Origin of the sequence: Duganella sp. SG902 (assembly GCF_013376005.1) — a bacterium.
GTDB lineage: Bacteria > Pseudomonadota > Gammaproteobacteria > Burkholderiales > Burkholderiaceae_D > Rugamonas.
Genome location: NZ_JABMJK010000005.1, coordinates 255,438 through 280,653 on the forward strand (window position 1 = coordinate 255,438; position 25,216 = coordinate 280,653).

25 protein-coding genes are annotated in these 25,216 nt (G+C 63.9%); 8 read left to right on the forward strand and 17 right to left on the reverse strand.

Annotated elements, in window-relative coordinates; genetic code table 11:
• The first annotated feature begins 199 nt into the window (after window positions 1-199).
• Both FHW83_RS13225 and FHW83_RS13230 read left to right on the forward strand, forming a co-directional pair.
• Window positions 200-655, forward strand: coding sequence for an Lrp/AsnC ligand binding domain-containing protein (locus tag FHW83_RS13225; RefSeq protein ID WP_008443393.1), 456 nt, complete (start codon window positions 200-202; stop codon window positions 653-655).
• A 103-nt stretch (window positions 656-758) separates the two neighbouring features.
• The gene (locus FHW83_RS13230; protein ID WP_373997213.1) at window positions 759-2,273 is read left to right on the forward strand and encodes a methyl-accepting chemotaxis protein; all 1,515 of its coding nucleotides are present in this window, start codon (window positions 759-761) and stop codon (window positions 2,271-2,273) included.
• A gap of 32 nt (window positions 2,274-2,305) precedes the next feature.
• On the opposite strand, the gene FHW83_RS13235 is transcribed toward FHW83_RS13230, so the two are convergent.
• Window positions 2,306-3,277 (reverse strand): LysR family transcriptional regulator, encoded by a 972-nt coding sequence (locus FHW83_RS13235; protein WP_176646813.1) that lies wholly within the window; start codon window positions 3,275-3,277, stop codon window positions 2,306-2,308.
• Window positions 3,278-3,418: 141 nt separating this feature from the next.
• On the opposite strand from FHW83_RS13235, the gene FHW83_RS13240 reads away from it, so the two are divergent.
• Window positions 3,419-3,700 carry a hypothetical protein gene (locus FHW83_RS13240; protein ID WP_176646814.1) on the forward strand — a complete coding sequence of 94 codons (282 nt, stop codon included), beginning with the start codon at window positions 3,419-3,421 and terminating at the stop codon, window positions 3,698-3,700.
• A gap of 35 nt (window positions 3,701-3,735) precedes the next feature.
• On the opposite strand, the gene FHW83_RS13245 is transcribed toward FHW83_RS13240, so the two are convergent.
• The 5 genes from FHW83_RS13245 to FHW83_RS13265 form a co-directional block, all read right to left on the reverse strand.
• Window positions 3,736-4,320 (reverse strand): chalcone isomerase family protein, encoded by a 585-nt coding sequence (locus FHW83_RS13245; RefSeq protein WP_176646815.1) that lies wholly within the window; start codon window positions 4,318-4,320, stop codon window positions 3,736-3,738.
• A 98-nt stretch (window positions 4,321-4,418) separates the two neighbouring features.
• On the reverse strand, window positions 4,419-4,673 hold the full coding sequence (locus FHW83_RS13250; RefSeq protein WP_176646816.1) for a YfhL family 4Fe-4S dicluster ferredoxin: 255 nt from the start codon (window positions 4,671-4,673) through the stop codon (window positions 4,419-4,421).
• A 12-nt stretch (window positions 4,674-4,685) separates the two neighbouring features.
• Entirely contained in the window at window positions 4,686-5,177 is a 492-nt protein-coding gene (coaD, locus tag FHW83_RS13255) for a pantetheine-phosphate adenylyltransferase (protein WP_176646817.1), read from the reverse strand.
• A gap of 87 nt (window positions 5,178-5,264) precedes the next feature.
• The gene (gene rsmD / locus FHW83_RS13260; protein ID WP_176646818.1) at window positions 5,265-5,912 is read right to left on the reverse strand and encodes a 16S rRNA (guanine(966)-N(2))-methyltransferase RsmD; all 648 of its coding nucleotides are present in this window, start codon (window positions 5,910-5,912) and stop codon (window positions 5,265-5,267) included.
• A 52-nt stretch (window positions 5,913-5,964) separates the two neighbouring features.
• A complete protein-coding gene (locus tag FHW83_RS13265) occupies window positions 5,965-6,861 on the reverse strand; it encodes a DUF6279 family lipoprotein (RefSeq protein ID WP_229224165.1) in 897 nt (298 codons plus the stop codon).
• Between the two features lie 27 nt (window positions 6,862-6,888).
• Here FHW83_RS13265 and glmU point away from each other — a divergent pair, with 27 nt between their 5' ends.
• Window positions 6,889-8,253, forward strand: a complete 1,365-nt coding sequence (gene glmU / locus FHW83_RS13270) for a bifunctional UDP-N-acetylglucosamine diphosphorylase/glucosamine-1-phosphate N-acetyltransferase GlmU (protein WP_176646819.1) — start codon at window positions 6,889-6,891, stop codon at window positions 8,251-8,253.
• 416 nt (window positions 8,254-8,669) lie between these two features.
• On the opposite strand, the gene FHW83_RS13275 is transcribed toward glmU, so the two are convergent.
• The gene (locus FHW83_RS13275) at window positions 8,670-9,122 is read right to left on the reverse strand and encodes an Lrp/AsnC family transcriptional regulator (RefSeq protein ID WP_176646820.1); all 453 of its coding nucleotides are present in this window, start codon (window positions 9,120-9,122) and stop codon (window positions 8,670-8,672) included.
• A gap of 131 nt (window positions 9,123-9,253) precedes the next feature.
• Between FHW83_RS13275 and glmS the strand changes: the two genes are divergently transcribed.
• On the forward strand, window positions 9,254-11,083 hold the full coding sequence (gene glmS / locus FHW83_RS13280) for a glutamine--fructose-6-phosphate transaminase (isomerizing) (protein WP_176646821.1): 1,830 nt from the start codon (window positions 9,254-9,256) through the stop codon (window positions 11,081-11,083).
• Window positions 11,084-11,525: 442 nt separating this feature from the next.
• Here glmS and FHW83_RS13285 read toward each other — a convergent pair whose 3' ends face one another.
• Window positions 11,526-12,260: a hypothetical protein gene (locus FHW83_RS13285; RefSeq protein ID WP_373997214.1), complete on the reverse strand. Its 735-nt coding sequence runs from the start codon at window positions 12,258-12,260 to the stop codon at window positions 11,526-11,528.
• 543 nt (window positions 12,261-12,803) lie between these two features.
• Between FHW83_RS13285 and FHW83_RS13290 the strand changes: the two genes are divergently transcribed.
• The gene (locus FHW83_RS13290; protein ID WP_176646823.1) at window positions 12,804-13,184 is read left to right on the forward strand and encodes a hypothetical protein; all 381 of its coding nucleotides are present in this window, start codon (window positions 12,804-12,806) and stop codon (window positions 13,182-13,184) included.
• 307 nt (window positions 13,185-13,491) lie between these two features.
• On the opposite strand, the gene FHW83_RS13295 is transcribed toward FHW83_RS13290, so the two are convergent.
• The 5 genes from FHW83_RS13295 to FHW83_RS13315 all read right to left on the reverse strand — a co-directional run bounded on the left by FHW83_RS13295 (window position 13,492) and on the right by FHW83_RS13315 (window position 15,989).
• Window positions 13,492-13,869 carry a hypothetical protein gene (locus tag FHW83_RS13295; RefSeq protein ID WP_176646824.1) on the reverse strand — a complete coding sequence of 126 codons (378 nt, stop codon included), beginning with the start codon at window positions 13,867-13,869 and terminating at the stop codon, window positions 13,492-13,494.
• The gene (locus FHW83_RS13300; RefSeq protein WP_176646825.1) at window positions 13,866-14,393 is read right to left on the reverse strand and encodes a penicillin-insensitive murein endopeptidase; all 528 of its coding nucleotides are present in this window, start codon (window positions 14,391-14,393) and stop codon (window positions 13,866-13,868) included. Before FHW83_RS13300 ends, FHW83_RS13295 begins: the two co-directional genes overlap by 4 nt.
• A gap of 12 nt (window positions 14,394-14,405) precedes the next feature.
• Window positions 14,406-14,897 (reverse strand): type VI secretion system tube protein Hcp, encoded by a 492-nt coding sequence (locus FHW83_RS13305; protein ID WP_176646826.1) that lies wholly within the window; start codon window positions 14,895-14,897, stop codon window positions 14,406-14,408.
• Between the two features lie 112 nt (window positions 14,898-15,009).
• Window positions 15,010-15,780: a type I methionyl aminopeptidase gene (gene map / locus FHW83_RS13310; RefSeq protein ID WP_176646827.1), complete on the reverse strand. Its 771-nt coding sequence runs from the start codon at window positions 15,778-15,780 to the stop codon at window positions 15,010-15,012.
• Window positions 15,777-15,989, reverse strand: a complete 213-nt coding sequence (locus FHW83_RS13315) for a ParD-like family protein (protein ID WP_176646828.1) — start codon at window positions 15,987-15,989, stop codon at window positions 15,777-15,779. Before FHW83_RS13315 ends, map begins: the two co-directional genes overlap by 4 nt.
• Window positions 15,990-16,183: 194 nt before the next feature.
• On the opposite strand from FHW83_RS13315, the gene FHW83_RS13320 reads away from it, so the two are divergent.
• Both FHW83_RS13320 and FHW83_RS13325 read left to right on the forward strand, forming a co-directional pair.
• Window positions 16,184-16,876, forward strand: a complete 693-nt coding sequence (locus FHW83_RS13320; RefSeq protein WP_176646829.1) for a response regulator transcription factor — start codon at window positions 16,184-16,186, stop codon at window positions 16,874-16,876.
• A 92-nt stretch (window positions 16,877-16,968) separates the two neighbouring features.
• The gene (locus FHW83_RS13325) at window positions 16,969-19,461 is read left to right on the forward strand and encodes a cellulose binding domain-containing protein (protein ID WP_176646830.1); all 2,493 of its coding nucleotides are present in this window, start codon (window positions 16,969-16,971) and stop codon (window positions 19,459-19,461) included.
• Here FHW83_RS13325 and FHW83_RS13330 read toward each other — a convergent pair.
• From FHW83_RS13330 to FHW83_RS13345, 4 genes are read right to left on the reverse strand one after another with little or no spacing between them, the layout of a single operon-like run.
• Window positions 19,458-20,735, reverse strand: coding sequence for an MFS transporter (locus tag FHW83_RS13330; RefSeq protein ID WP_176646831.1), 1,278 nt, complete (start codon window positions 20,733-20,735; stop codon window positions 19,458-19,460). The two genes, FHW83_RS13325 and FHW83_RS13330, sit on opposite strands and share 4 nt — an antisense overlap.
• A 43-nt stretch (window positions 20,736-20,778) precedes the next feature.
• Window positions 20,779-22,644, reverse strand: coding sequence for a bifunctional diguanylate cyclase/phosphodiesterase (locus tag FHW83_RS13335; RefSeq protein ID WP_176646832.1), 1,866 nt, complete (start codon window positions 22,642-22,644; stop codon window positions 20,779-20,781).
• Window positions 22,641-23,153, reverse strand: a complete 513-nt coding sequence (locus FHW83_RS13340; protein ID WP_176646833.1) for a YfiR family protein — start codon at window positions 23,151-23,153, stop codon at window positions 22,641-22,643. Before FHW83_RS13340 ends, FHW83_RS13335 begins: the two co-directional genes overlap by 4 nt.
• Entirely contained in the window at window positions 23,143-25,104 is a 1,962-nt protein-coding gene (locus FHW83_RS13345; RefSeq protein WP_304506225.1) for a TonB-dependent siderophore receptor, read from the reverse strand. Before FHW83_RS13345 ends, FHW83_RS13340 begins: the two co-directional genes overlap by 11 nt.
• Window positions 25,105-25,216: the final 112 nt, after the last annotated feature.

Consider the following 25,216-nt stretch of genomic DNA (forward strand, 5'->3'; position numbering starts at 1 on the left):
CACCTACAAAAACACGCCCGTCGGACCGCGCCGGCGAGCGTGAGCATGAGTACTTCGTGGGTACTTTGAGGTGAACTGCTAATGATTCGATTGTAGAGGGATTTCTTCTGGATTAATTCTGGTAATGCGAGGGACTAGCAATAGATAGTTTTTAGTGAGACAATTTAACCAAATAATATTTATTTGGGAGTTCCCGGAAATGTTAGACAAGATCAGCAAAAAAATCTTGATGGAATTGCAGAGCGACGGCCGTATCTCCAACGTGGAGCTGGCCGCGCGGGTGAACCTGTCGCCCGCCGCCTGCCTGGAACGCGTGCGCAAGCTGCACGAGTCCGGGTACATCATGGGCTACACCGCGCAACTGAATCCGCAGCTGCTCGACGTGTCCCTGCTCGTCTTTATCGAGGTTGTGCTCGATCGCACCACGCCCGAAGTGTTCGACGCCTTCAAACACAGCGTCCAGGTGATTCCGGAAGTGCTGGAATGCCACATGGTCGCCGGCGGCTTCGACTACCTGGTCAAAGCGCGCGTCAAGGACATGGCCGCCTACCGCGAATTCCTGGGCAAAACCCTGCTGCAGAAGGGCGTGCGCGAGACGCACACCTACGCAGTCATGGAAGAAGTGAAGAATACCACCAAGTTACCTATAAAGTAGCGTCACAGAAATAAATTAGTTAAAGTCGCCTAAGGCGCAGGTTGGACAAATCGGGGGACAGATGAAGCATTTGCAGCATAAGTTGGTGCAACGTGGATTGTGGATGTTGGGGGCGACGGCTGGCGGCACCTGCCTTGCTTATTTGTTCAACCTGATGGGAGCCGGACCGGTCACGGCCGCCATCCCGGCCGCGCTGACCGGTGCGGCGGTGGCCTGGTGGGCGGCGCGCCAGGGCAGCGACGAGGGCGGCGTGCGCCACTTCGCCCACACCGTGGGCGAGGAAATCGACGCCATCATGATCGGCGCGGCGGAAACCTCCTACTTCGTCGACTCGGTGAAGAAAAAGATCGAGCTCGACGTCAGCACCGCCGGCGGCATCGTCCAGAGCTCGTCGCAGAATGCCGACACCACCGAGCGCATCGCCGCCAACGCCGAGCGCGCCGCCAAGATCGCGGCCCAGGTGCGCGGCGAAACGGTGGCCGGCCGCACCGAGGCCGACAGCGGCCTGCAGCGCATCCGCACCGCGCGCGAGGACGCGCAAACGGCGGCCGCCGTGATGGCGTCGCTGCAAGCCAATTCGCGCAAGATCTATGGCTTCACCGAGGCCATCAGTGAAATCTCGGCGCGCACCAACCTGCTGGCGCTGAACGCCGCCATCGAGGCGGCGCGCGCGGGCGAACAGGGTCGTGGTTTCGCCGTGGTCGCCAGCGAGGTGCGCCAGCTGGCGCTGCGCACCAAGGAGGCCACCGACGAAATCAGCACCATGGTGCGCGAGATTAACCAGCAGGCCGAGAAGGCGGCCAGCGGCATGACGTCGCTGGCGGTCAAGGTCAGCGAGGCGGCCGGCAATGTGGAAACCGTGCACGGGCTGCTGGGCAATATCGAGCGTTCGTCGGGCGTGTCGGAAGAGCAAATCGGCGAGATCGCGCGCGCCTCGCGCGAGCACGTCGCCACCACCGAGGAAATCGCCCACGCCATCGCCAGCATCCGCGACAGCCTGCTGTCCACCGAGAAGGAATTGCCGCGCGCGGCCAGCTCGGCCATGGCGTTGGCGGAACGGGCCGAAGTCATCACCGGCGCGCTGGGCGAGTCCGATATCGAGAGCTCGCACGATGAAATCCGCATCGCGGCGCAGCGCGCGGCGGCGGAAGTGGGCAAGATCTTCGAGCAGGCCATCGCCAGCGGCAAGATTTCCAACGAGGCGCTGTGGGACCGTCATTACACGCCGATCCCCAACACCGATCCACCCAAGCACAAGACCCGCTTCGACGATTTCACCGACCGCGTGCTGCCGCCGCTGCAGGAGGGTTTGCTTCAGGCCATGCCGCAGCTGGCTTACGCCGGCGCTGTGGATAACAACGGCTATTTCCCCACCCACAACAAGAAGTTTTCCCAGCCGTTGACCGGGAATTATGACGTCGATATCGTCAACAACCGGACCAAGCGGATTTTCAGTGATCGTACCGGCAAGCGCTGCGGCTCGAACACCAAGCCGTTCCTGCTGCAGACGTACAAGCGCGATACCGGCGAGGTGATGCACGATTTGTCGGCGCCGATTTATGTGAACGGCAAGCACTGGGGCGGTTTCCGCATCGGCTACCGTTCCAGCAGCAAGTAGCACGTCATTCCGGCCTGCGCCGGAATGACGCTTTAGCGGCTGGAGGCTGGCGGGGTGGGCGGATTGGCCACCCTGCTCTGGGTGACCGAGTTCATTTTTTCCAGATGCATGCGCAGCCACTTGTGGGCCGGGCTGCGCGCGTCGCGCTCGTGCCACAGCATGTCCAGGTGGACCGCCGGCAGCTGGAATGGCAATTCCTTGTGGATCAGCGCGTCGGTCATGCCGGTCGCCGCGATCAGGTGGCGCGGCAGCACGGTGATCAGGTCCGAGTTGGCCACCACACGGCCGGCGGTGAAGAACTGGTTCACCGTCAGCAAGATGCGGCGTTCGCGCTGCAACTGGGCCAGCGCCTCGTCCACCAGGCCGTGCGCGCGGCCCGAAAAACTCACCAGCAAGTGATTCGCGGCGCAATAGTTATCCAAGGTCAGCTCTTCCTTGGACAGCGGATGATCGCGCCGCATCACGCACACATATTTCCCCGAATACAGGCGCTCGTGACGGATCGGCGAACCGGTCTCGTACGACAGCTGCGCCGCCACGCCGGGGAAGAAACCCACCGCCAGGTCGATATCGCCGCGCAGCAGCATGGGGCGCGGTTCGCGCGTGGTCAGCGGCACCATGCGCACGTTGACGCCCGGCGCCTCGCTCTCGATCGAGCGCATCAGCGACGGCAGCCACATGGCGGCGGTGGCGTCCGCCATCGCCATCCGGAAGGTGGCGTGGGCGGCCGAGACGTCAAACGTCTCCGGCGCCACCGCCGCCTCCAGGCTGGCCAGCGCGCTGCGCACCGACGGCCACAGCGATTCCGCGCGCGGGGTCGGCTTGACGCCGTAGGCGGTGCGGATCAGCAATTCGTCGCCCAGACTCTCGCGCAGGCGCTTGATGGCGTTGGAAACGGCAGGCTGCGTCATGGCCAGGTGGCCGGCGGCGCGTGTCAGATTTTGCTCTGTCATCACGGCGTCGAAAACGCGCAGCAAGTTCAGGTCCAGCGTCAGGAAGCTCATAGCGGCTCAGGGTGAGGTGTTGGAGAAATAACGATAGCACAGTCCATTCACCAAACGCATAATTGTTATGGAGAAAGAGAATTGGCAACTTATGTTGCGGCGCACTATAGTTACGTCAGATTCTAAGGCTACAGCTACACCATGTCCACCTCGATTTCTCTGATGCAAGATTTTTCATTGTTCGCTGCGATTAAGCTGGCGCTGGTTATCGCTGCGGGCGGCGGTTTGCTGGTGCTGTTCCAGCCGTTGCTGCGCGGCGTCGCGCGCGCCGCCGTGCTTGTCGTTAAGCCAAAGTTGAGCAAAGAGGAACGTTTGCAGCGCCGCCAGATGCGCGACGCCATGCTGCTTAAGCGCATGCTAAACCGCAGCGATTGCGACCCGAGCCACGCCGCCGAACTGCGCGCCATGGCTTCGCGTGCCTAAGAATTAAGCGCGGTAATCGCTACCGCGCTGCAGCATCACTTCTCACCGAGCAAGGCCGGCTTCAAGGAACTGTCGACCGGCTTATCACCCAGCCAAATACGCAGCACGGCGTTGTAGAACGCCTGGTCCGGCATCAACTCCCCCAGTTTTTTACCATTCAGATAGCACTGCGTGCCCTCGTTCGGGGTCCAGTCCAGCGACAGCTGGTCGCCTTTTTTCAGCGCCGGGGTCTGGGCGAACACTTCGCCAAACTTGGTGATTTGCGGCAGGATCTTGCTGCGCTCTTCCTTGCTGGTGTTGGCGTTGAGGCCCTCCAGGAAGGCTTTGCCGAAATCGTCCGAGCTGACCTCGCGCAGCATGGTGATGGCGACGCGGCGCGGGCCGGGCGCCGCCAACACGTCCGGCACGGTGGTTTTCTTGTCGGTCAGGTACAGACCGGCGGCGTAGACCTTGAAGATGACCTTGGTGCGCACGCCGGCGCCGTTCAGCTTGAGCTGCTGGCCGGCCAGGGTGATGCTGTCGTCGAATTTGACGCCGGCCACCTCAACGGCGGCGAAGGCCGGCATGGCGGCCAGCAGGGCGGCGGCCACCAGGGTACGCAGGGTAGTTCTACGGTTCATGAATGTCTCCGGGTTAGAAGTCGTTCGACTATACCACCGTGGAGACGCGGCGGCGCAGTTGGCCGCACGGTCATGCTTTTTTGCGTCTTTTTGGCTCCTCAGGCCTTGCCGGCCTGAAGCTTTTCATACTTGGCGAACAGCTGATCCTTGGTTTCCCGGTGCTCGGGATGGAAGGGGATGCAGCTCACCGGGCACACTTGCTGGCACTGCGGCTCATCGAAGTGGCCGACGCACTCGGTGCACTTGTCCGGATTGATTTCGTAAATTTCCGCGCCCATGTAGATCGCGTCGTTCGGGCACTCGGGCTCGCACACGTCGCAATTGATACAGTCGTCGGTAATCATTAAGGCCATGACAGAACTCGCTTATCCGGCCTGGGTGGCGGCAATTTTCTTTTGCAGCCAACGGTCGACCGAGGGGAACACAAACTTGGACACATCCCCGCCCAGCATGGCGATTTCGCGCACGATGGTGCCGGAGATGAATTGATACTGGTCAGACGGCGTCAGGAACATGGTTTCGACGTCCGGCAGCAGGTAGCGGTTCATGCCCGCCATCTGGAACTCGTACTCAAAGTCGGACACGGCGCGCAGGCCGCGCACGATGACGCGGGCGTCGTGATCGCGCACGAAATCCTTCAGCAGGCCGGAGAAGCTTTCGACCCGCACGTTGGGATAGTGGCCCAGCACTTCGTTGGCGATTTCCAGGCGTTCATCCAGCGAAAAGAATGGCTTCTTGTTCTTGCTGTCGGCCACGCCGACCACCAGCGTGTCGAACAGGCCCGAGGCGCGACGCACCAAGTCCTCGTGACCACGGGTCAGCGGATCGAAAGTTCCCGGATAAACAGCTACTACCATTGCGGCTCCCTGCAGTGCACCAATATAGAACGCGCATTATGCCTCAAAAAACCGGAATGCCCGCATTTGGCGCTGTTTTACCGGCAATTAGCCTTGGTATTTTAGTAAATAGAAAAACACCATGCCGGCTTTGTCGGACCGTACGATCTCCCAGTCTACCAGCCATTCCGGGATTTCGCCGGCGGCGAATTCCAGCGCCATGCCGGATTCCGCATACACCAGCCCGCCCGCCTTCAGCAATTTGCTGCACAGCGGCAGGGTACGCTCCAGCAAGCCCTGCTGATACGGCGGATCGAGGAAGATCAGGTCGAATTTCTGGCCGCGCGCCATCGCCGATTGCGCCGTAGCCACGGCGTCGCCGCGCGTGATGGTGATGTTGTCGGCTTTCAGCTTGGCCTTGATGTCCTCCAGCTGGCGCACCACCTGGGTGTTGCTGTCGACCATCATCACCGACTGCGCGCCACGGCTGGCCGCCTCGAAACCGAGCGCGCCGCTGCCGGCGAACAGGTCCAGCACCTGCGCGTCGGCCCAGTAGGCGTCGCGCTGGTGGTTGATCCAGTTGAACACGGTCTCGCGCACCCGGTCCGGGGTCGGACGCAGGCCCAGCGCGCTCAGCACCGGCAGCGGCGTGCGCTTCCACTGGCCGCCGATGATCCGCACCTGGTTGGCGTGCTGCGGACCGTGGACCGGGACTTTGGCTGGCTTGGCTGGCTTGCGGGAAGGCTTGATGGGCATGTGGCTGTGTTCTAAGTCATTGATTCAACAGGCCATCATACCACAGCGGCGGTCAGCGCTGGTCCGCCGCCAGCTGCTTGAAGTCGTCGATCCAGCCCTGCATGCGCTTCTGCGCGTGGGCCTTCTGGGCCGGCGTGGCGACCCGGATCACGGTCAGGATCAGCTGGATATTGGCGGCCTCGGCCGCATCGAAAAACTCCTTGCGCTCGGAATTCTCCAGCCGGTCGAAACCGTCCTTGATGAGGGTGTGAATCAGCGCCATGGTGGCTTCCTTGCCCAGTTTTTCCTGCTGCACCTTGCGCGCCACCGTCAGGATGGCCTTCTGGCGGCGCTGGCGTTCCTCCAGCCAGATTTCATTGTCGAGCGGGCGGGCGTCGGACGCCTTGCGGATCTGCGCCTCCTGCTCGGCGGTGAAATTGCCGAACCACAGCTCGAACTGCTCCATCGATTTCTGATAGCGGAACTTTTGCTGCGCTTCCTTGTCGCTTTTCATATTCTTCTTGCGGAACTCGGCGTTGTTGGCGGCGAACTTGCGCTCCAGCGTGGCGATCTGGTCCGGCTGCAGCGAGCGCGCCAGGTCGGCCAGCTCCGGCAGCGCCTTGAACAGCAGCAGCTGGGTGCGGTTCTTGATTTCATCGTAGTCGTTTTGCAGGTCGGCCTGGGTGGGGCCGGCGGCCAGCTGGCGCTGAGCCGTCTGCAGGATCTGCACGTAGTCATGCAACTGGGTCTTGCGGTGCCAGTGGAACAGCTCGTCGATGTCCTTCTTGACCCAGCCCTTCTGCTCGCTGTTGAGATCGACATAGCCGTCGATCCACCAATACAGCAACGTGTCGCCGTGGTTGTAGGCCAGCCGCAGCGAACTGCAGGCGGTCAGCACGGCCATGAGCGCGATCAAGCACAGACAGTACAGCGTCCGGCGGCCGGCGGGGGGCATGTTAGACTTTTGCATTTCAACACTCACTGATTTGGCACCTCTATGAACGTCGTTATCCTCGCCGCCGGCATGGGCAAGCGCATGCAATCCGCGCTGCCGAAAGTTCTGCACCCTTTGGCGGGCAAGCCGCTGCTGCAACACGTGCTGGACACGGCGCGCAGCCTGTCCGCCAGCCGATTATGCGTGATTTACGGCCACGGCGCCGAGGCGGTGCAGGCGCTGCTCGCCAAACAGCCGGAAGCGGTCGCCACCGCGCTGCAGGCCCAGCAGCTGGGCACCGGCCACGCCGTCATGCAGGGGCTGCCGGAACTGGACGACAACGTCCCCACCCTGATCCTCTACGGCGACGTGCCGCTGACCGCCGCCGCCTCGCTGCGGGCGCTGATCGAGGCCGCCGGCAACGACAAGCTGGGCATTCTCACGGTCGAACAAGACGATCCTACCGGTTTGGGCAGGATTGTTCGTGAGAACGGCCACATAGTGCGCATCGTCGAACAAAAAGACGCCACCGAGGCCGAGCGCGCCATCAAGGAAATCAACAGCGGCATCATGGTGGCGCCGACCACGCGCCTGAAACAATGGCTGGGCGCCATCAAGAACGAGAATGCCCAGGGCGAGTACTACCTGACCGACATCGTCGCGCTGGCCGTGGCCGATGGCGTGCCGGTGGTGTCGGCCCAGCCGTCGGCGCAGTGGGAGGTGGCCGGCGTCAACAGCAAGGTCCAGTTGGCCGAGCTGGAGCGCATCCACCAGCGCAACATCGCCAACCACCTGCTGGAACAAGGCGTCACGCTGCTGGACCCGGCTCGCATCGACGTCCGAGGCGAGCTGATCTGCGGCCGCGACGTGACCATCGACGTCGGCTGCGTGTTTGAGGGCAAGGTCGAGCTGGCCGATGGCGTGCACATCGGCGCTCACAACGTGATCGTCAACGCCCGCATCCTGGGCGGCGCGCAGATCAAGCCGTTCTGCCATATCGAGGAAGCCGTGGTGGGCGAGGTTTCCCTCATCGGCCCGTATGCGCGCCTGCGCCCGGGCACGGTGCTGGCCGAGGATGTGCATGTGGGTAACTTCGTCGAGATCAAGAACGGCCAGGTGGCCGCGCACAGCAAGGCCAACCACCTGGCCTACATAGGCGACGCCACCATCGGCTCGCGCGTCAACGTTGGCGCCGGCGTCATCACCTGCAACTACGACGGCGCCAACAAATTCCGCACCGTGATCGAGGACGACGCCTTCATCGGCAGCGACAGCCAGCTGGTGGCGCCAGTCACGGTCGGCAAGGGCGCGACGCTGGGCGCCGGCACCACGCTGACCAAGGACGCGCCGGCCGGCAAGCTGACGGTATCGCGTCCGCGCCAGGTCACCATCGACAACTGGACGCGCCCGGTCAAAGTCAAAAAGTAAGCGAATTCAGCTGAACCAGAATGACGCCTGCGGGCGTCATTTTTTTTGTGGATAAACTTGTGTGTAAGCCCTGTGCAAAGCCGGGAAAACAGGTGGATAAATAAAAAATACAGCTGTGAAGTATTTGGTTTGCCGTCATCGCTCACGTTTTTAGCAAATGTGCATAACTTTGTGGGTAAGTGCGGGAATAAGCGCTGGATAAGCTTGAATAACCGGCGGATAACTATTTCTGAGCCTCAATTCTTGTGCATAAGCTTGTGGAATATCAGGGGGTAAGGGTGGGATAAGTTGTTCAGGTCGAAATCGCCAGTAGAGGCGCAACAAGCTTGTGGAAAAACCTGTGACTAAGCCTGTGCACACTGCCGGGATAAGCAGGTGCATAAGCCTGGGATAAGGGCCGAATAAGTCGGTATAACTCAGACAGCTATACGCGTCTCGAACTTGCTGCGGAAGGTGGAGAAGTAAGCCTTCACATTGCGCACATTGGCGTGGCTGGTGAACACCCGGTGCGCCAGCGCGTGATAGGCCGGCATGTCGGCCACCTGCACCACCAGCACAAAATCCGGCCCCGGGGCCACGCGATAGCACTGCAGCACGGCCGCCTCGCCGGCCACCAGCGCCTCAAACTCGGCCATGCGCTCGGCGGCTTGGATATCTAAAGAGATTTCCACAAGCGCCGTCAGGCTGGGGCCGACTTTTTCCGGCGCCACGATGGCCACTTGCCGCTGGATCACCCCGGTTTCGCGCAGATGTTTGACGCGGCGCAGGCAAGTTGGCGGCGAAACGTGCACGGCCGCCGCCAATTCGGCGTTGGTTTGAGACGCGTCAACTTGCAGCGCGTTGAGAATGCGACGATCTATTTCATCCATGTCGTATTTTCGAAATAAAATTTCATGATGTGGTGGTAATGAAATTTTATGCCAAATTAGTGCTAACTAAGAAAGCATATTTCATCAGCCCTGCTCTACGATGGCTTCCTGACTTAACTGAGAGGTTTCCCATGTGCGGCATCGTCGGCGCGGTAGCGCAACGCAATATCACCCCCATCCTGCTGGAAGGCCTGAAGCGGCTGGAATACCGCGGCTACGACTCCTGCGGCGTGGCCCTGCATGTGGATGGCCAGTTGCAACGCTCGCGCAGCACCTCGCGCGTGGCCGACCTCGAAACCCAGATCAAGGAAGCGCATCTGCAAGGCTTCACCGGCATCGCCCACACCCGCTGGGCCACGCACGGCGCGCCGGCCTCGCACAACGCCCACCCGCACTTCTCGCCCACCACCGACCAGGCGCGCATCGCGCTGGTCCACAACGGCATCATTGAAAACCACGACGAGCTGCGCGCCGAACTGAGCGCGCTGGGCTACGTGTTCCAGAGCCAGACCGACACCGAAGTCATCGCCCACCTGGTCGACCACATGTACAACGGCGACCTGTTCGACACCGTGCAACAAGCCGTCAAGCGCCTGACCGGCGCCTACGCGATCGCCGTGTTCTGCCGCGAAGAGCCGCACCGCGTGGTGGCCGCGCGCCAGGGTTCGCCGCTGATCGTGGGCGTGGGCCAGGGCGAGAACTTCGTCGCCTCCGACGCCATGGCGCTGGCCGGCACCACCGACCAGATCATCTACCTGGAGGAAGGCGACGTGGTCGACCTGCAACTGGGCCGCGTGTGGATCGTCGACAGCAACGGCAAGCAAGTCCAGCGCGAGGTGAAAACCGTGCAGGCGCACACCGGCGCGGCCGAGCTGGGCCCGTACCGCCACTACATGCAGAAAGAAATCTTCGAGCAGCCGCGCGTGATTGGCGACACGCTGGAAGGCGTCACCGGCATCATGCCCGAGCTGTTTGGCGACGGCGCCTACAACGTCTTCAAGCAGATCGACCGCGTGCTGATCCTCGCCTGCGGCACCAGCTACTACTCGGGCCTGACCGCCAAGTACTGGATCGAATCGGTGGCCAAGATCCCGGTCAACGTGGAGATCGCCTCCGAATACCGCTACCGCGACAGCGTGCCGCACCCGAATACGCTGGTGGTGACCATCTCGCAAAGCGGCGAAACGGCCGACACGCTGGCCGCGCTGAAGCACGCGCGTTCGCTGGGCATGGAACACACGCTGACCATCTGCAACGTCGCCACCAGCGCCATGGTGCGCGAATGCAAGCTGGCCTACATCACGCGCGCCGGCGTCGAAGTGGGCGTGGCCTCGACCAAGGCCTTCACCACCCAGCTGGCCGCGCTGTTCCTGCTGACGCTGTCGCTGGCCCAGGTCAACGGCCGCCTCAGCGACGTCGAAGAAACCGAACACCTGAAAGCCATGCGCCACCTGCCGGTCGCGATCTCGGCGGTGCTGGCGCTGGAGCCGCAAATCATCGCGTGGGCGGAAGACTTCGCGCGCAAGGAAAACGCCCTGTTCCTGGGCCGTGGCATGCACTACCCGATCGCACTCGAAGGCGCGCTCAAGCTCAAAGAGATTTCCTACATCCACGCCGAGGCCTATCCAGCGGGCGAACTGAAGCACGGCCCGCTGGCGCTGGTGACGGAGGAAATGCCGGTGGTCACGGTGGCGCCGAACGACACCCTGATCGAAAAGCTGAAATCGAACATGCAGGAAGTGCGCGCGCGCGGCGGCCAGCTGTACGTGTTCGCCGACGTCGATTCACGCATCACCTCGGGCGAAGGCGTGCACGTGATCCGCCTGCCGGAACACTACGGCCTGCTGTCGCCGATCCTGCACGTGGTCTCGCTGCAGCTGCTGGCCTACCACGCCGCCGTCGCCCGCGGCACCGACGTGGACAAGCCACGCAACCTGGCCAAGTCAGTGACGGTGGAGTAGGCTAGGATGGGCTCGCTGACTAGCGCTAGTAAAGTTGGTCGGGCTCGAATTAAGTTGGTCGGACGTGCAGTCTTCGCCTTTTTCCCCGTTGTGGCGCCAACAGGCCGGCTCATGTACAGTGAGCCCAGCGACTGACCGGTTGGGGCCAGAAGCAGTCATTTACAAGCCGTTGGATTGGCTGACCAAGCGCGCCTTAGCGTACGATTTTTCCCCGCATTCTGTGCGCGCCCCCTCTGCACGTACCCGTGGGTGAAGCCTCGTTCTGCGTCATGCCGTAGCCCGTCACTAAAGCCACCCCATCGAGCGTGCAATTTGCAACACGTATGGCTCGGCATATCGTCGGGTTGAGCATACTGGGCACAATTCAGGTGATCGCAAGATGTTCAGTGTGGCTTGGGCAGAACGATTGCGAGCTAAGGCAGGGTGCTTGCGGTCAATGGGGTCAATACCTGAGCACTGGCCTCATTGCTGACCAGTAGGCGTTGCCTTGTGAGGCGAGCCAGGCATACGTTGGCGGCATGGCGTAACTGGAACGCGGCAAGAGGTCTGCAAACGGCGTCATGCGCCCGGCGGCAAACGGTTCAGCTTTAAACGCCTTAACCGCATTCGTGGAACAGATGCTTAAAAACAACCGGCGCGCGTAGCTGTGTTCTATGGCGGAGGCCGCATGAGGGCAGCACCACGAGATGATTTGCATCATGTCGTCGTGCAGCTCGCGAAGACTAACCACGCAGTGCGACCAGTGGGTCTCCGTTCCCTTTAACCGGTGTTTTTTCCAAATCGGCTCCAGATGGGCAACCGCGTTTCGCAGGCGCTGTATCTTTTGCAACTTTTCCATCAAATCCGAGACGTTGGAAGTAATGGACCAATGCTTTGGCTTGGAGTGCGGGTGAAAGGCGAACGTGTCGGTAAGAATACGTGGCTGCTCACGAGAAGTCAGCCCATTCAAGAAGCCGTTCCAGAAGCCAAAGGACAGCGATGAAACCACAGCATCGGGCGTCGGTTGTGGGGCTCTGCGAAGGGGAGGGGTGCCGGAATACAGCTCATCCGTGATCTTGTCCTTGGTCGTACCATGAAGGGAAAGTGCCCAGGTTTGGGAGTAGTCGTACCAGTTGGCATTTTTCGCGAATTTACTTGCTGCAGCATGAATCGCATTGCGCAAAGTAACTTCGTACATTCCCAGACAAGCCTGAAAAGCCGAGGAAACCGCCTGGCCCCAAAAGTACGCTCCCAGCGTCTCCTCATCGGTTTTGCATTGGAAGTGCGAGCGGTAGGGCGCTATACGGGAAGCGCCTATTGTTGTTATAACATCTTTTGCGTTTGGCGGCATAGGGTAAAGTTTGATTGCTCTTTTTTGAGTAAGGGGGTAGAATTTATCTGTAGCCCGAAGTTGATCCCTCTCTCGCCCCTTGTACAGGGACCTAAGCCGATGACGCCACTTTGGTAACAGAACACAAAAGCCACCCACGGGTGGTTTTTGACTTTCTAGGGCAAATTTTCGTGCCGGAACTCTTCTTCCTACCCGTTGCGTCCAAGCATTTTAGCCGGTTCCACCTAGGTTCTCCAAAGCCATTGGTAAAATTTACTTAAAAATATATAGCCAGTAATCGTCGCTTGAGCCTCTCGGCCCGGCGTGACACCGCCGAGGCAGTGAACCGTGGGGGATGCGGATCAATGCCCTCTCCAATACCGACGCTGAGTTCAACTGAAAGTCGCTCGTATGTTGAAGAAGCTCTACATATTCAATATTACTATCCAGGATGCTAACCGGCGCCAAGGCTTTGGTCTTGCGGTGATGGCATACCTCGCGACGACTTATCGGCTGCCCATCACCACGATCAAGGAGGTCTTCTCAGCAAGCGGGTTTTGGCGTGCGGCCCGTCTGGCCAGTGGCGCCCCGATTGAGACTTTATCCATCAGCGAGATGGACGCGGAGCGTGAACGATGGTTTCCTCTGAAGCCCCTGACGGATCAACTGGACGTCCTGATCTCTGATCGGTTATTCAACAAGCGCGAGTCTTGGGAAACCGCTGTAGGACGCGGGCTGCCCGACTGGCCGGCATCGACACCAGATGGCAGCCTATTCGCCAGGCGACCTTAAGCCCCCCCGTAAATCCGTTAGCCGCAGTTGCATGATAACTTGTTAATCACCGACCAACGTTATTTCCAACCTCACACTGAGGCGATCTGAGCGGCGTCTTCCGCCCAACTTTGCAACCAACGTGCTGCCAGTAAAAACCAACGAGTTATCAGACACCAATAGACCAACTTTATTTGCTCTGCTCATCGCGACAGACGTACCAATCGAGAATTTTATCCTCTGGTTTGGGGACCTCATCGGATTGCGTTTTTCATGGGCGAACAGCTAATCGTCGTGTACAGAGAACATCTTGCATGCCTATCCTTAGTCAGCAAATTGCACCGTTGGTACTTTTACCTGTCGGTACATCCAAGCCGAAATAGCAAATATATCCATCACGCTTGTCCCAGACGCAGGAGAGATCGCCTCGGTCCCGTATCCTGTGATCAGGGGCGGCACCGCAAGTATTTTTGTTGTCTGGCCCAATCTGTTCGAACAAATCCTTGGCGAGTGGGCCCTTGAACGTGAATGCCACCTTCCGGTCCGTCTTTGTCGGAGGCACTATGTCTCCAAGTTCGCCGCCATATATCAGATAGCTGCCCTTCAGCGGCTGCTGGCCAACGCCTTGCGTCTCAGGCCTGTCGGCAGCGCGGGTCAGCGCGTACAGGACTAGGGTCGCAATGATGAACACCAGACGCGTGTTCACGATGAGTACCTCGACCAAAGCTCTGCGTGAAAATGGTTATTGTGGCCCGCGAGGGACTTGACGCGTCCACCGCCCAGCGTCTTTTGCACTCGCTCGTCGTTGAAGTAAACGATCTTGATCTTCGGGTGCTCGACAAACAGGCAGATCAGCTTGAGAGTGGCCTCAAGGTCGTATTCCTTGTCCCTGTAGCTGCAGCGCGCGGCTTGCCCGGTCATGTAGTCCTTGCGAACTGGCCGGCAATCCATCTCGATGCCCTTCTGGTGAGATTTGTGGTTGTCGTAAGCGAGGCCACCGTCGATACTGATGTTTCCGATCCCGAACTTCCGGTCGCATATGGCTCGCCATTGACGCTCAATCTGGAAAATCACAGTAAGCAAATTGGGGTGTGCATACTGCGCCAACTGGCCAGTACCCGGCACATTGTGAAGGGTGCCGTAGACGTAGTAGCCCGCATCTTCGGGTGCCTGGGGCAGCATATAGTAGCCGCGTGACTCCTTCGGTTGGATGGGAACGCCGGTCGACATGGCGGTTCCTCCTTAAACGCACTTGTTACTGGCCAGGCACCAGCCCCCAGCGGTGTTGCCGCCGGCGCCGCCAGCAATCTTCTGCTGGGTGTATTTCCACTTCACCCTGGAGTAGCTAAGCCCAATTTCGTCGTGAAGGATGTTGCCGTCGCTCAGTACCTGATCCATGTTGGAGATGATCACGTTTTCCAGCTCGACCTCGTAGTATTTCACGCGTTGCCCATCGCCATCGGCCCGCAAGAACTCCAGCTTCGCCTTCGGAATAGTTCTACCCACCGAGCAGGTCTGCATTAGGATCGGCGAGGCCATGTCAGCCAGCTTTGTCAGCGAAATTGTGCGATGCTCGCAGCGCTCGGCTGTGTGGCCTCCACCCGTCGAAGCCGTAGCACTGCGAGGTTGAACGACCCCGAAATGGGCGCTGGATATCTCGATCCAGCCCTGATGATCCGAGTCGGCAGATTCGCCCTTGATGCCGTCGATTCGCAGGTATGCGTCCGTTGCCATGGTGCCTCCAAATAATTTGAGGAATACACCCGGCATTGTTACTTTTGCTTTGCGACTTTGATTTGGGTGGCGTCAAATGTGACGCAATTGAAATGGGAAAAGATGAGCAGCATTATTGTTTGTTCACAGTTTCTTCGGACCGCAGCGTCAGCACTCGCACGCCGGTGCGGGTCACGGCCACGGTGTGTTCGAACTGGGCCGACAGCTGGCCGTCGCTGGTGACCACGGTCCAGCCGTCGTCTTCGGTGTGAACATGAGGGCGGCCGGCGTTGAGCATGGGTTCGATGGTGAAGACCATGCCTTCGCGCAGGATCAGCCCGGTTTTCGGGCGGCCCCAGTGCAGCACCTGCGGCGCTTCGTGCATTTCGCGGCCGATGCCGTGGCCGCAATACTCGCGCACCACCGAGTAGCCGTTGCGGCGCGCGTGGCGCTCGATGGCGTAGCCGATATCGCCCAGCTGCGCGCCCGGGCGCACGGCGCCGATGCCTTGCCACATCGCCTCATAGGTCGTCTGCACCAGCCGCTGCGCCGGCTGCGACACCGCGCCCACCAGATAAGTCTTGCTGGAATCGGCAATGTAGCCATTCTTCTCCAGCGTGATGTCGAAGTTGACGATATCGCCATCTTGCAGGATGTCCGAGGCGGAGGGCACGCCGTGGCACACCACGCTGTTGCGCGAGGCATTCAGGGCGTAGGCGTAGCCGTACTGCCCTTTGCTGGCCGGACGCGCCTTGAGCTCGTTCACGATGAGGGCATCGACCCGGTCATTCACTTCCATGGTCGACATGCCGATCAGCTCGAGCTTGTCCAGATAGCCGAACACACTAGCCAGCAGCCTGCCCGACTTGGCCATCAAGGCGATTTCCTCCGGCCGCTTGGTCATATCGAGACCGCCCTGAGCGCTTGCGCGTCCACCCCGGCCGCGCGCAGTTCGCGGCCGACGATCTCATTGAAACTCTGCGTCGGATTCATCTCGCACAGCATGCCGATCTTGATCCAGAACGCCGCCTGCGCGTTGATCGAGCGGCAGCCCACGGCGCTGGCCTTGCGGATCTGGTCGTGCAGTTCCTCGTCGATGTTCACAATCCCCATACCTCACTCCAATATACGAAACGTATACGAAGTATATATGCATCTCGCGCCGCATGGCAAACGCTGACTAACACCCGGGCTTGAATTTATAAGACAAAACGCATTTTGCTAGCATTGCTGTCACCGGTGCTACCGCGGAACGCGCATACCGCACTACGCTGGCGGGATTGTCCCTCCCGGTTGCCGATACCTTCATGATCCGCATTCTCATCGCCGATGATCACGCCATCGTCCGCAGCGCCACGCTGTTATTGTTTGGCCAGACCGATGACCTGACGGTCGTGGCCGAGGCCAGCCACGCCGAGCAGTTGCTCGATCATCTGCGCCGCACGTCCTGCGACCTGGTGCTGCTGGATATGTCGATGCCCGGCCTGAGCGGGATCGAATTGATCCAGCGCGTCCGCGCCGAGGCCCCGACCCTGCCCATTCTGGTGTTAAGCATGCACAACGAGGCGCTGCTGGCGCAGCGCGCGCTGAAGGCCGGCGCCAACGGCTACCTCACCAAGGATAGCGAGCCGGAGGCCTTGCTGCTGGCGGTGCGCGAGGTGGCCGGCGGCGGCCGCTATCTCGCCCCCGCCGTGGCCGCCGAGCTCGCGTACGGGCAATACCTGGATTGCCACCAACAACTGTCGGCGCGCGAGCAAAGCGTGTTCCGGCTGCTGGTCCTCGGCAAGACGGTGAACCAGATCGCCGCGGAGTTGTCGATCGCCAGCCGCACGGTCAGCGCGCACAAGGCCAGCCTGATGCAGAAGATGGGCTTCCAGAGCAATACCGCCATGCTGCGCTATGGCATGGTGCACGCCGTGGCGGCGTCCTGCCACCCCACCCCAACTCAGGAAAACCCTACAGCGTTTTCAGAATCCCGCAGTGTCCGTCCCCATCAGTAATTCATACCATTGCTCGACGCCGGCCTCGGCGTTCCTGCGGCGGGCGCGTCCCGCCGCGGAAGACAACTCAGCATATCAAAGGGGGAAATTTCGTGACGTTGAAACCAATCTGCGCGCTGCTGTCGGCAGCGCTGTTGCTGGCGCCTGTGGCCCAGGCCGAAACCTATAAGTGGGACGCGATCGCCATGGGCGGCGGCGGTTTTGTGACCGGCGTGGTGCCCGCCAAATCCGAGCGTGGCGTGTTCTACGCCCGCACCGACGTCGGCGGCGCCTACCGCTGGGATGCCCACAATGAACGCTGGGTGCCCTTGCTGGACTGGCTGTCGGACAGCCGTGTCGGCTTGCTGGGCGTGCTGTCGATCGCGGTCGATCCCAAAAACGCCGCCAACCTGTATGTGATGGCCGGCACCAGTTACTTCAACAACGGCAACAGCGCCATCCTGCGCTCGATCGACTATGGCCAGACCTTCAGCCTGGTCGATGTCAGCGCGCAATTCAAGGTGCACGGCAATGCCGGCGGGCGCCAGAATGGCGAACGGCTGCAGGTCGATCCGGGCGACAGCCAGGTGCTGTACGCCGGCACCCAGCAGGACGGCCTGTTCAAGAGCACCGATGGCGGCGCCAGCTGGAACCGGCTGGCCGCGCTGCCGGTGACCACCACCGCCAATGGCAACGGCATCAGTTTTGTGCTGCTCGATCCTGCTAGCGCTAACAACGGCGCCGCCAAGCGGCTGGTGGTGGGCGTGTCGCGCTGGCCGTCGGTCGGCGCCAACCTGTATTACAGCGGCGATGGCGGCGCCAGCTTCTGGGAAATCAAGGGCGGCCCGGCCGACCTGATGCCGCAGCGCGCGGTCATCTCGCCGGACAACAAGTTGTACATCACCTACGCCAACGGCGCCGGCCCCTCCCCCAACAAGGATCTGTACGAAATGCTGGATAAAGGCCAGATCTGGGAGTACGACATCGTCAACTACCGCTGGACCAATGTCACGCCGGCCGGCGTCGGCGGCCCGTTCGGCGGCATCAGCATGGACCCGAGCAACCCCAAGCATCTGGTGGCATCCACCAGCGGCGCCTGGATGGCGCAGAACGATAGCTGGGGCGACCACGTGTTCACCACGCGCGACGCCGGCCGCAGCTGGGTGGACGTGGTGCAGCGCGGTTTCGCGGTCGACACCAACGACATGGATTGGAGCAAGAACGTCGCCATCCACTGGGCCGGCGACGTGCAGTTCGATCCGTTTGACACCAAGAGCGCCTGGCTGATCTCCGGCAACGGCGTCTACCGCACGACCGACCTCGACGCCGCGCCCACCACCTGGCGGTTCGACGTCAAGGGCATGGAGGAGACGGTGCCCTACCAGGTGCTCAGCCTGCCGAACTGGGGCCCGACCGTGACGGCCATCGGCGATTTCGACGGCTTCCTGCAATGGGACCTGAGCAAGTACGGCTGGCGCCACAACCCGTCGATGGGCACCACGACCAGCCTGGTCAGCACGCCGGACGCGCGGCTGATGGTGCGGGTCGGCAATGACCTGTACTATTCCACCGACAAGGGCGCGAGCTGGACCCAATCGAAGCCGCCCAAGGCCACCCATGGCACGCTGGCGCTGTCGGCCGACGGCGCGGTGCTGCTGCACAGCCCCTCGGACAAGAATGACAGCACGCACACCTACCGCTCCTCCGATTACGGCAACAGCTGGACCCTGGTGGACAGCGTCAAGCTCAGCAACGCCATGCCGGTGGGCGACCCGGTCAATCCGAAGAAGTTCTACGTCTACGACAACGTCGCCGGCCGCATGCTGGTCAGCTACGACACCGGCTGGACCTTCTGGCCCACCAACGCCGCGCTGAAAGTCGGCGGCGAGAAGCGCATCGCCGCCACCCCGGGCGCCGAGGGCGACCTGTGGGTCTGCCAGGGCGACGGCGGGTTGCTGCACACCACCGACACCGCGCAGAGCTTCACCAGGATCCAGGCCGTCAACGCCTGCGACGCGGTCGGGCTGGGTGTGGCGCCGTGGGGCGGCGACTATCCCACCGTGTACATCGCCGGCACCGTGGGCGGCGTGCGCGGCGTGCTGCGCTCGATCGACCGCGGCAACACCTGGGTGCGCGTGAATGACGACGACCACCAGTACGGCGGCATCGGCAACGCCCGCCTCATCACCGGCGACAGCAATGTGTTTGGCCGGGTGTACATGAGCACGGTGGGGCGCGGCGTGGTCTACGGCCAGCCGGCCGACGACGGCGACGTGGCGGTGACGGCGGCAGGCGGCGGCGCGGCCTTGGCCAACAAGTGCGACTATGTGGTCACCAAGTCGTGGCAGGGCGGGTATACCGCCGAGATCCGCATCACCAACAACCGCAAGAGCGCGGTCAATGGCTGGAGCGTGCATTGGCGCTACAGCGACAATTCGGTGGTGGGCAGCGCTTGGAATGCGGCGTTGAGCGGCTCGGCGCCGGAGTACACGGCCACCGCCAACCAGAGCTGGAACACCGTCATCGCGCCGGGCGGCACCGCCACGGTGGGCATCAGCGTCACCGGCTCGGTCATCCCGACCGTCACCGGCGACGTCTGCAACTAGCCGTGCTCCGGGATCGGCGCTGACACCAGGAAGTGGTACGCCATCGCCCCGCCAAAGGCGATGGCGGCGCCGGTCAGCAGCGCCGGCACGAAGGACCAGCCCTGCGCGATGTAGCCGGTCAGCACCGGCGCCAGCGCGCCGCCGAGGAAGCCGCCGAAGTTCTGGATCGCGCCCAGCGAGGCGATGCGGCTGGGCGGCGCCGCCACCGTCGCCAGCGACCAGGCGCAGGCGGACGAGGCGTTGGCCAGGAAGATCACCATGGCGATGCAGGCCACCGCCAGCACATTGCTCTCCACCAGCGCCGCCGGGATGGTGAACGCCACCATGCCCAGCATGGTGGCCACCACCGCGTTGCGGCGGCCGGCGATCGGCGAGGCGGCGTGCCTGACCACCCGGTCGGACGCCCAGCCCGCCACCAGCGCGCCGGCGAAGCCGCACAGGAAGGGAATCGCCGCCGCGATGCCGGCGTAGGCCAGGTCCATGTGGCGCTCGGCGCGCAGGTAGCCGGGCAGCCAGGTCAGGTAGACCCAGTTCAGGTACACCGAGCCGAAGAAGCCCAGCATCATGCCCCAGGTGGTGCGGTGCCGGAACAGCGCGCACCAGGCGGCGAAGCTGGCCTTGGGCGCGGCCGCGCCGGCCCCGGCCACCTCCAGGTAGGCGCGCTCGCCGGCGCTCATCCGCGCACGCACCGGGTCGCGGTACAGGCCCACCCATGCGACGGCGGCGACGATGCCCAGCGCGCCGGTGACGAAGAACGCCCAGTGCCAGCTGGTGGCCTGGATCAGTGGCGGCAGGCACAGCGGCGCCAGCGCCATGCCCAGCGGCGAGGCCGAGTTGAAGATGCCGGTCGGCGTGCCGCGCGCGCGCGGCGGGAACCAGTTGCTCACGGCGCGCGCCGCCGCCGGGAAGTGCGGCGCCTCGCCGATGCCCAGCGCGATGCGGGCCAGCACGAAATAGCCGAAGGTGGCGGCCAGCCCGCCGGCCGCCTGCGCCACCGACCACAGCAGCAGCCCGGCGCCCAGCAGCCAGCGCGGGCCGATCTTGTCGACCAGCGCGCCGACCGGCAACTGGCACAGCGCGTAGCTCCACGAGAACGCCGATAGCAGCAGGCCCATCTGGCCCAGCGAGAGTCCGAGGTCGGCGCGGATGAATTCATTGGCCACGGCCAGCGTGGCGCGGTCGAGGTAGTTGATCACGCCGCACACCACCAGCAGCGCCAGTGTCAGGGTTTGGCGGCCGCGCAGGCGGGCGGAAGGGGCTGGGAGGGTCGTCATGGCGGCGAGTATAGCCAACTCCGCCGTGCGGGCGGGAATTTCCTCAGCCGGCCGGCGCCAGCGCCAGGTAGCGCGCGGCGAAGTCCTGCGGCGGCATCGGCTTGCCGAGCAGGAAGCCCTGCACCATCTCGCAGCCGGCCGCGCGCAACCAGTCCAGCTGGGCCTGGTCTTCCACGCCCTCCGCCACCACCGACAGGCCGAAGCCGTGCGCCAGCGCCAGGATGGCGTGGATCACCGTCTCGCCGCGCTGCGGCAGCAGCTGCACGAAGCTGCGGTCCACCTTGAGCTGGTTGATCGGGAAGCTTTGCAGGTAGGCCAGCGACGAGTAGCCGGTGCCGAAATCGTCGATCGACAGGCGCACGCCGAGCGCCCGCGCGGCCTGCATGAAGGCCACCGCGCCGGCGACGTCCTCCATCAGCACGCTTTCGGTCAGCTCCAGCTCCAGCCGCTCGGGCGGCAGCCCGCTCAGCGCCAGCGCGCGCATCACGTCGTCGATGAAGCCCGGCTCGCGCAGCTGGCGCGCCGACATGTTCACGGCCAGCGTCAGCGCCGGCGCGCCGGCGCGGTCCCACGCCATCACGTCCTGGCAGGCGCGGTGCAGCACCCAGCTGCCCAGTTGCACGATCAGGCCGCTGTCCTCGGCGATCGGGATGAACTCGGCCGGCGACACCAGCCCGTGCTCGGGATGGCGCCAGCGCAGCAGCGCCTCGACCCCGGCCAGCGCGCCGCCGGCGCACTCGAACTGCGGCTGGTAGTGCAGCGCCAGCTGCCGCTGCTCGATGGCGTGGCGCAGCTCGCGCTCGAGCGCGGCGCGGCGCTGGGTGGCGGCGGTCATGGCCGGCACGAACTCGGCCAGGCGGTTGCGGCCGCCGTGCTTGGCGTGGTACAGCGCGGTGTCGGCGCTGCTCACCAGTTCGCTCATGCTGGCGGCGTCGTTCGGATACAGGCACAGGCCGACGCTGGCGGTGGCGAAGAACTCGCCCGACTCCAGCTGGAACGGCCGCCGCAGCGCCCGCGTGACCTGGTCCGCCACCGCCAGCGCGGTGGCGCGGTCGGCCACCGGCCACGCGACGATGGCGAACTCGTCGCCGCCGATGCGCCCCACCAGGTCGGTCGCGCGCACCGCGCCCAGCAGGGCGGTGGCCACCTGCTTGAGCAATTCGTCGCCGGCCGCGTGGCCGGCGGTGTCGTTGACCACCTTGAAGTTGTCGAGGTCGACCAGCAGCAGCGCCAGTTGCTGGCCCCGCGCCCGCGCGCGCTCCAGATCGACCGCCAGCCGCGCGTAGGTGGAATGGCGGTTGGGCAGCTGGGTCACGTGGTCGGTGTGCGCCATGTAGTCGAGCTTGCGCTCGGCGGCCGCCACGCGCGCGCGCGTCTTGCGGCTCAGCACGGCCACCGCCAGCATCGCCAGCAGCGAGGCCACCGCCAGCAGGCCGAGGTAGCGCAGCATGGCGGCGCGCACCCGGCCGGTGCTGGTCTGCAGCACGATCTGACCCAGCACGTTGTTGCGCAGGCGCACCGTCTCGGTCACGGTCACCACGCCGTCCGGGCTGGCGCCGGCGGCCGGCTGGCGCGCCGGCAGATGGCTGTCCGGATAGGCGAACTCGGCGAACAGCCTGCCGTCCTTGTCGTAGATGCCGATCGCGCGCAGGCCGGGCGCGTAGCGGAAGGCGCGCAGCACGTCGCGCGCGGCCTCCTGGTCGCCAAACATCAGCGGCGCGGTCACGCTGTCGGCCACGATGGCGGCCTGCACGCGCGCGCCCTCGGTCAGCCCGTGGCGCATGTCGAGCAGCTGGTAGGCGATCAGCACCACGCAGGTGATCACCAGCGCGGCCACGGCCGCGATCATCTGGCTGGTGCCGAGCGTGCTGGCGATCGGCGCCGGCGTCGGGTCGGGCGTGCGTTTCATCGGACGTTCCTTGCCAGCCGCAGCAGGCGCGAGCTGAAGTGCAGGCCGGCGCGGGCCGCCTCCACCGTATCTATGTCGAAGCGCAAGTGCTGATCCTCCTCGATCAGGGCCACCGCGCCGGCGTAGCCGTTCTTGGGTTCGTCGACGATGGCCAGGACGCCGCTGCCCAGCTCGGGCGGACGCGGGCCGCCGCCGCGCAGCACGGCCACGTCGCATTGCGCGCCCGGGCCGGCCTCGAGCACGGCGAGGCGCCGCTCGCCCACCGGCTTGCCGTGCAGCTTGCGCAGGCTTTGCCCGAGCGCGTGGCCGCCGCTGACGCACACGGTGAGCGGCCGCGTGGCCGGCCCGGCCGAAGCCGGCCAGCTGGTGAACTGCGCGATGTTGTACACATAGGCGGCCTTGAGCGCGGCGTCGTCCGACTGGGCGCAGGCGCAGCGGGCCAGCGCCAGCAAGGCCAGCGCCAGGCCGCGCCGCGGCCATGGCCGGCGGGGCGTCAAATCAGAACGCATAGCCGATCTTGGCGACCGCGGTGCGCCCTTCGCGCGGGATCGCCTGCTGCACGAAGGCCGGGCCGGCCGGATCGGCGTAGCGGTGGTTGCCGGCGTTGTAGAAGCTGAGCGACCAGTCCAGCCCGGCCGTGCGGCGGCGCGCCGGCAGCAGGGTCAGGTTCCAGTTGCAATAGCCGGCGGTGGTGGCCTGCTCGGTCAGGCGGCGCGACACGCACTGGCCCTCCATGCCCAGCCGCAGGGCCTCGCCCGGCAGCGGCACGGTGACGTTGAGCTTGGCCAGGTGGCGCGGCGAATTGACCAGGCGCGCGCCGTCGCCGTCGCGCGCGCGCTGCCAGGCGTAGCTGGCGCGCAGCCGGGTGCCGCCCGCGAACAGGCGCTCGGCGGCCAGCTCGATGCCGTTGGCGGAGGCGCGCTCGGTGTTGTCGAACATCAGCAGGCCGTCGTCGCGCACGATCTCGGTGATCAGGCCGGACAGGCGGTAGTGGTAGGCCGCCACCGACACCTTGCTGTAGGCGTCCGGCTGGCGCTCCCACACCAGCTCGTGGGTGGAGATCTCCTCCGCGCGCAGGCGCGGGTTGGCGGCCAGCCCGCCCTCGCCCTCGCCGACCGCGTAGTACAGCTCGTAGGCGTTGGGCGAGCGGTAGGCGGTGCCGTAGATCAGCTTGACGGTGTCGAAGGCGCTGCCCTGCCACACCAGCGCCGCGCGCGGGCTGAAGCGCTTGCCGGTGATGCTGTCGTGGTCGTAGCGCAGGCCGGCGTTGAGGATGAGCGCGCCGGTCAGGCGGATCTCGTCCTCTAGGTAGGCGCCGACGCGATGGTCGGCGCGGTGGTCGTCCAACTTCTGCTCGCGCGGGTCGAGGTCGAAGTTGAACTGGTCGCGGCGGCGGTTGCGCTGGGCGTCGAGGCCGATCGCCAGCTTGTGGCCGCGCAGGCCGGTCAGGGTGGCGTTGAGGTTGAGCGCGTACCACGCCGCGTGGTCGCCGTCGACGTTCTGGCGCGGCCGCTCCTGCTGGTCGGGATACCAGCCGACCCCGGTGTAATCGGCGCGGCCCCATTCGGCCCGGCTCGACAGCGCCACCTGCTCGCTGGCCGCCACGCTGTAGGACAGGCTGGCGAAGCTCTGGGTGTCGCGCGTGTAGTTGGGCGCGTTGAAGACGGCGCCGAAGGACGCGGTCGGGATGCCTTTCACGCGGTTGATGTAGCCGCTGCTGAAGGCCCAGCCGCCACGGCTGGCCTTGAGGAACGCGCCGTGCGTGCGCTGGTAGTCGAGGCCCTCGGCCAGGCCGTGGTTCTGCTCGGGCGTATCGAATTCCGCCGCGTACAGGGCGTCGCCGCGGCGCCGCGTGGCGTTGACGGACAACAGCACGTCGGTGCCATCCTGCGCGTGGTAGCCGTAGCTGGCGCGGCCGCGCCGCTCGCCCTTGCCGCCGACCGCGAACCCGCCCTGCGGCCCGCTCATGGCGCTGCCGGCCTTGGTGATCACGTTGATCACGCCGAACAGCGCGTTCGAGCCGTACACCGCCGCGCCCGGCCCCGGCACGTACTCGATGCGCTCCACCAGGTCCATGTCGACCAGGCTGTCGCTGCCGATGGAGGCCTGGTCGTACACGCTGTCGTTGACGCGCACGCCGTCGATCAGCAGCAGGAAGCGGCTGTCGTAGTCGCCCGGCCGCAGGAAGCCGCGCGCGCCCAGGTAGTCGTAATTGCGGTCGCTCGACACGTACAGGCCCGGCAGCGTGGCCAGCGCGTCGCCCAGGGTGCGCCAGCCATGCTCGCGCACGTCCTGCGAGGTCAGCACCGCCACCGCCGACGGCGCGTCGCTGACGCGCTGGGCGAAGCGCGAGGCCGAGGTCACCATGGTGACGTCCATCAGGCTTTCCAGCGGCATGGCGGCGAGCTCGTCCTGCCCGGACACCTCGGACGCCTGGGCGGGGCAAGACTGGACAAACAACAGGAGCAGCAAGCTGCGGAGGCGGTCGGAGGAATTCACAATCTGGCTTGAGAAACATTGGCTTATGGAAAAGCATGTTACCCGCTGCCGACCCTGAAAACGCCGTTCTGTA

Excerpts from the sequence above, each read along its gene's own strand:
- FHW83_RS13250 (WP_176646816.1), bottom strand. The coding sequence starts at position 4,673 with ATGGCCTTAATGATTACCGACGACTGTATCAATTGCGACGTGTGCGAG.
- FHW83_RS13240 (WP_176646814.1), top strand. The coding sequence starts at position 3,419 with ATGTCCACCTCGATTTCTCTGATGCAAGATTTTTCATTGTTCGCTGCG.
- FHW83_RS13330 (WP_176646831.1), bottom strand. The coding sequence starts at position 20,735 with ATGACGACCCTCCCAGCCCCTTCCGCCCGCCTGCGCGGCCGCCAAACC.
- FHW83_RS13230 (WP_373997213.1), top strand. The coding sequence starts at position 759 with ATGTTGGGGGCGACGGCTGGCGGCACCTGCCTTGCTTATTTGTTCAAC.
- FHW83_RS13225 (WP_008443393.1), top strand. The coding sequence starts at position 200 with ATGTTAGACAAGATCAGCAAAAAAATCTTGATGGAATTGCAGAGCGAC.
- FHW83_RS13300 (WP_176646825.1), bottom strand. The coding sequence starts at position 14,393 with ATGTCGACCGGCGTTCCCATCCAACCGAAGGAGTCACGCGGCTACTAT.
- FHW83_RS13335 (WP_176646832.1), bottom strand. The coding sequence starts at position 22,644 with ATGAAACGCACGCCCGACCCGACGCCGGCGCCGATCGCCAGCACGCTC.
- FHW83_RS13275 (WP_176646820.1), bottom strand. The coding sequence starts at position 9,122 with ATGGATGAAATAGATCGTCGCATTCTCAACGCGCTGCAAGTTGACGCG.
- FHW83_RS13235 (WP_176646813.1), bottom strand. The coding sequence starts at position 3,277 with ATGAGCTTCCTGACGCTGGACCTGAACTTGCTGCGCGTTTTCGACGCC.
- FHW83_RS13315 (WP_176646828.1), bottom strand. The coding sequence starts at position 15,989 with ATGGGGATTGTGAACATCGACGAGGAACTGCACGACCAGATCCGCAAG.
- FHW83_RS13320 (WP_176646829.1), top strand. The coding sequence starts at position 16,184 with ATGATCCGCATTCTCATCGCCGATGATCACGCCATCGTCCGCAGCGCC.
- glmS (WP_176646821.1), top strand. The coding sequence starts at position 9,254 with ATGTGCGGCATCGTCGGCGCGGTAGCGCAACGCAATATCACCCCCATC.
- map (WP_176646827.1), bottom strand. The coding sequence starts at position 15,780 with ATGACCAAGCGGCCGGAGGAAATCGCCTTGATGGCCAAGTCGGGCAGG.
- FHW83_RS13305 (WP_176646826.1), bottom strand. The coding sequence starts at position 14,897 with ATGGCAACGGACGCATACCTGCGAATCGACGGCATCAAGGGCGAATCT.
- FHW83_RS13245 (WP_176646815.1), bottom strand. The coding sequence starts at position 4,320 with ATGAACCGTAGAACTACCCTGCGTACCCTGGTGGCCGCCGCCCTGCTG.
- FHW83_RS13265 (WP_229224165.1), bottom strand. The coding sequence starts at position 6,861 with ATGCAAAAGTCTAACATGCCCCCCGCCGGCCGCCGGACGCTGTACTGT.
- FHW83_RS13285 (WP_373997214.1), bottom strand. The coding sequence starts at position 12,260 with ATGTACGAAGTTACTTTGCGCAATGCGATTCATGCTGCAGCAAGTAAA.
- FHW83_RS13340 (WP_176646833.1), bottom strand. The coding sequence starts at position 23,153 with ATGCGTTCTGATTTGACGCCCCGCCGGCCATGGCCGCGGCGCGGCCTG.
- glmU (WP_176646819.1), top strand. The coding sequence starts at position 6,889 with ATGAACGTCGTTATCCTCGCCGCCGGCATGGGCAAGCGCATGCAATCC.
- coaD (WP_176646817.1), bottom strand. The coding sequence starts at position 5,177 with ATGGTAGTAGCTGTTTATCCGGGAACTTTCGATCCGCTGACCCGTGGT.
- FHW83_RS13290 (WP_176646823.1), top strand. The coding sequence starts at position 12,804 with ATGTTGAAGAAGCTCTACATATTCAATATTACTATCCAGGATGCTAAC.
- rsmD (WP_176646818.1), bottom strand. The coding sequence starts at position 5,912 with ATGCCCATCAAGCCTTCCCGCAAGCCAGCCAAGCCAGCCAAAGTCCCG.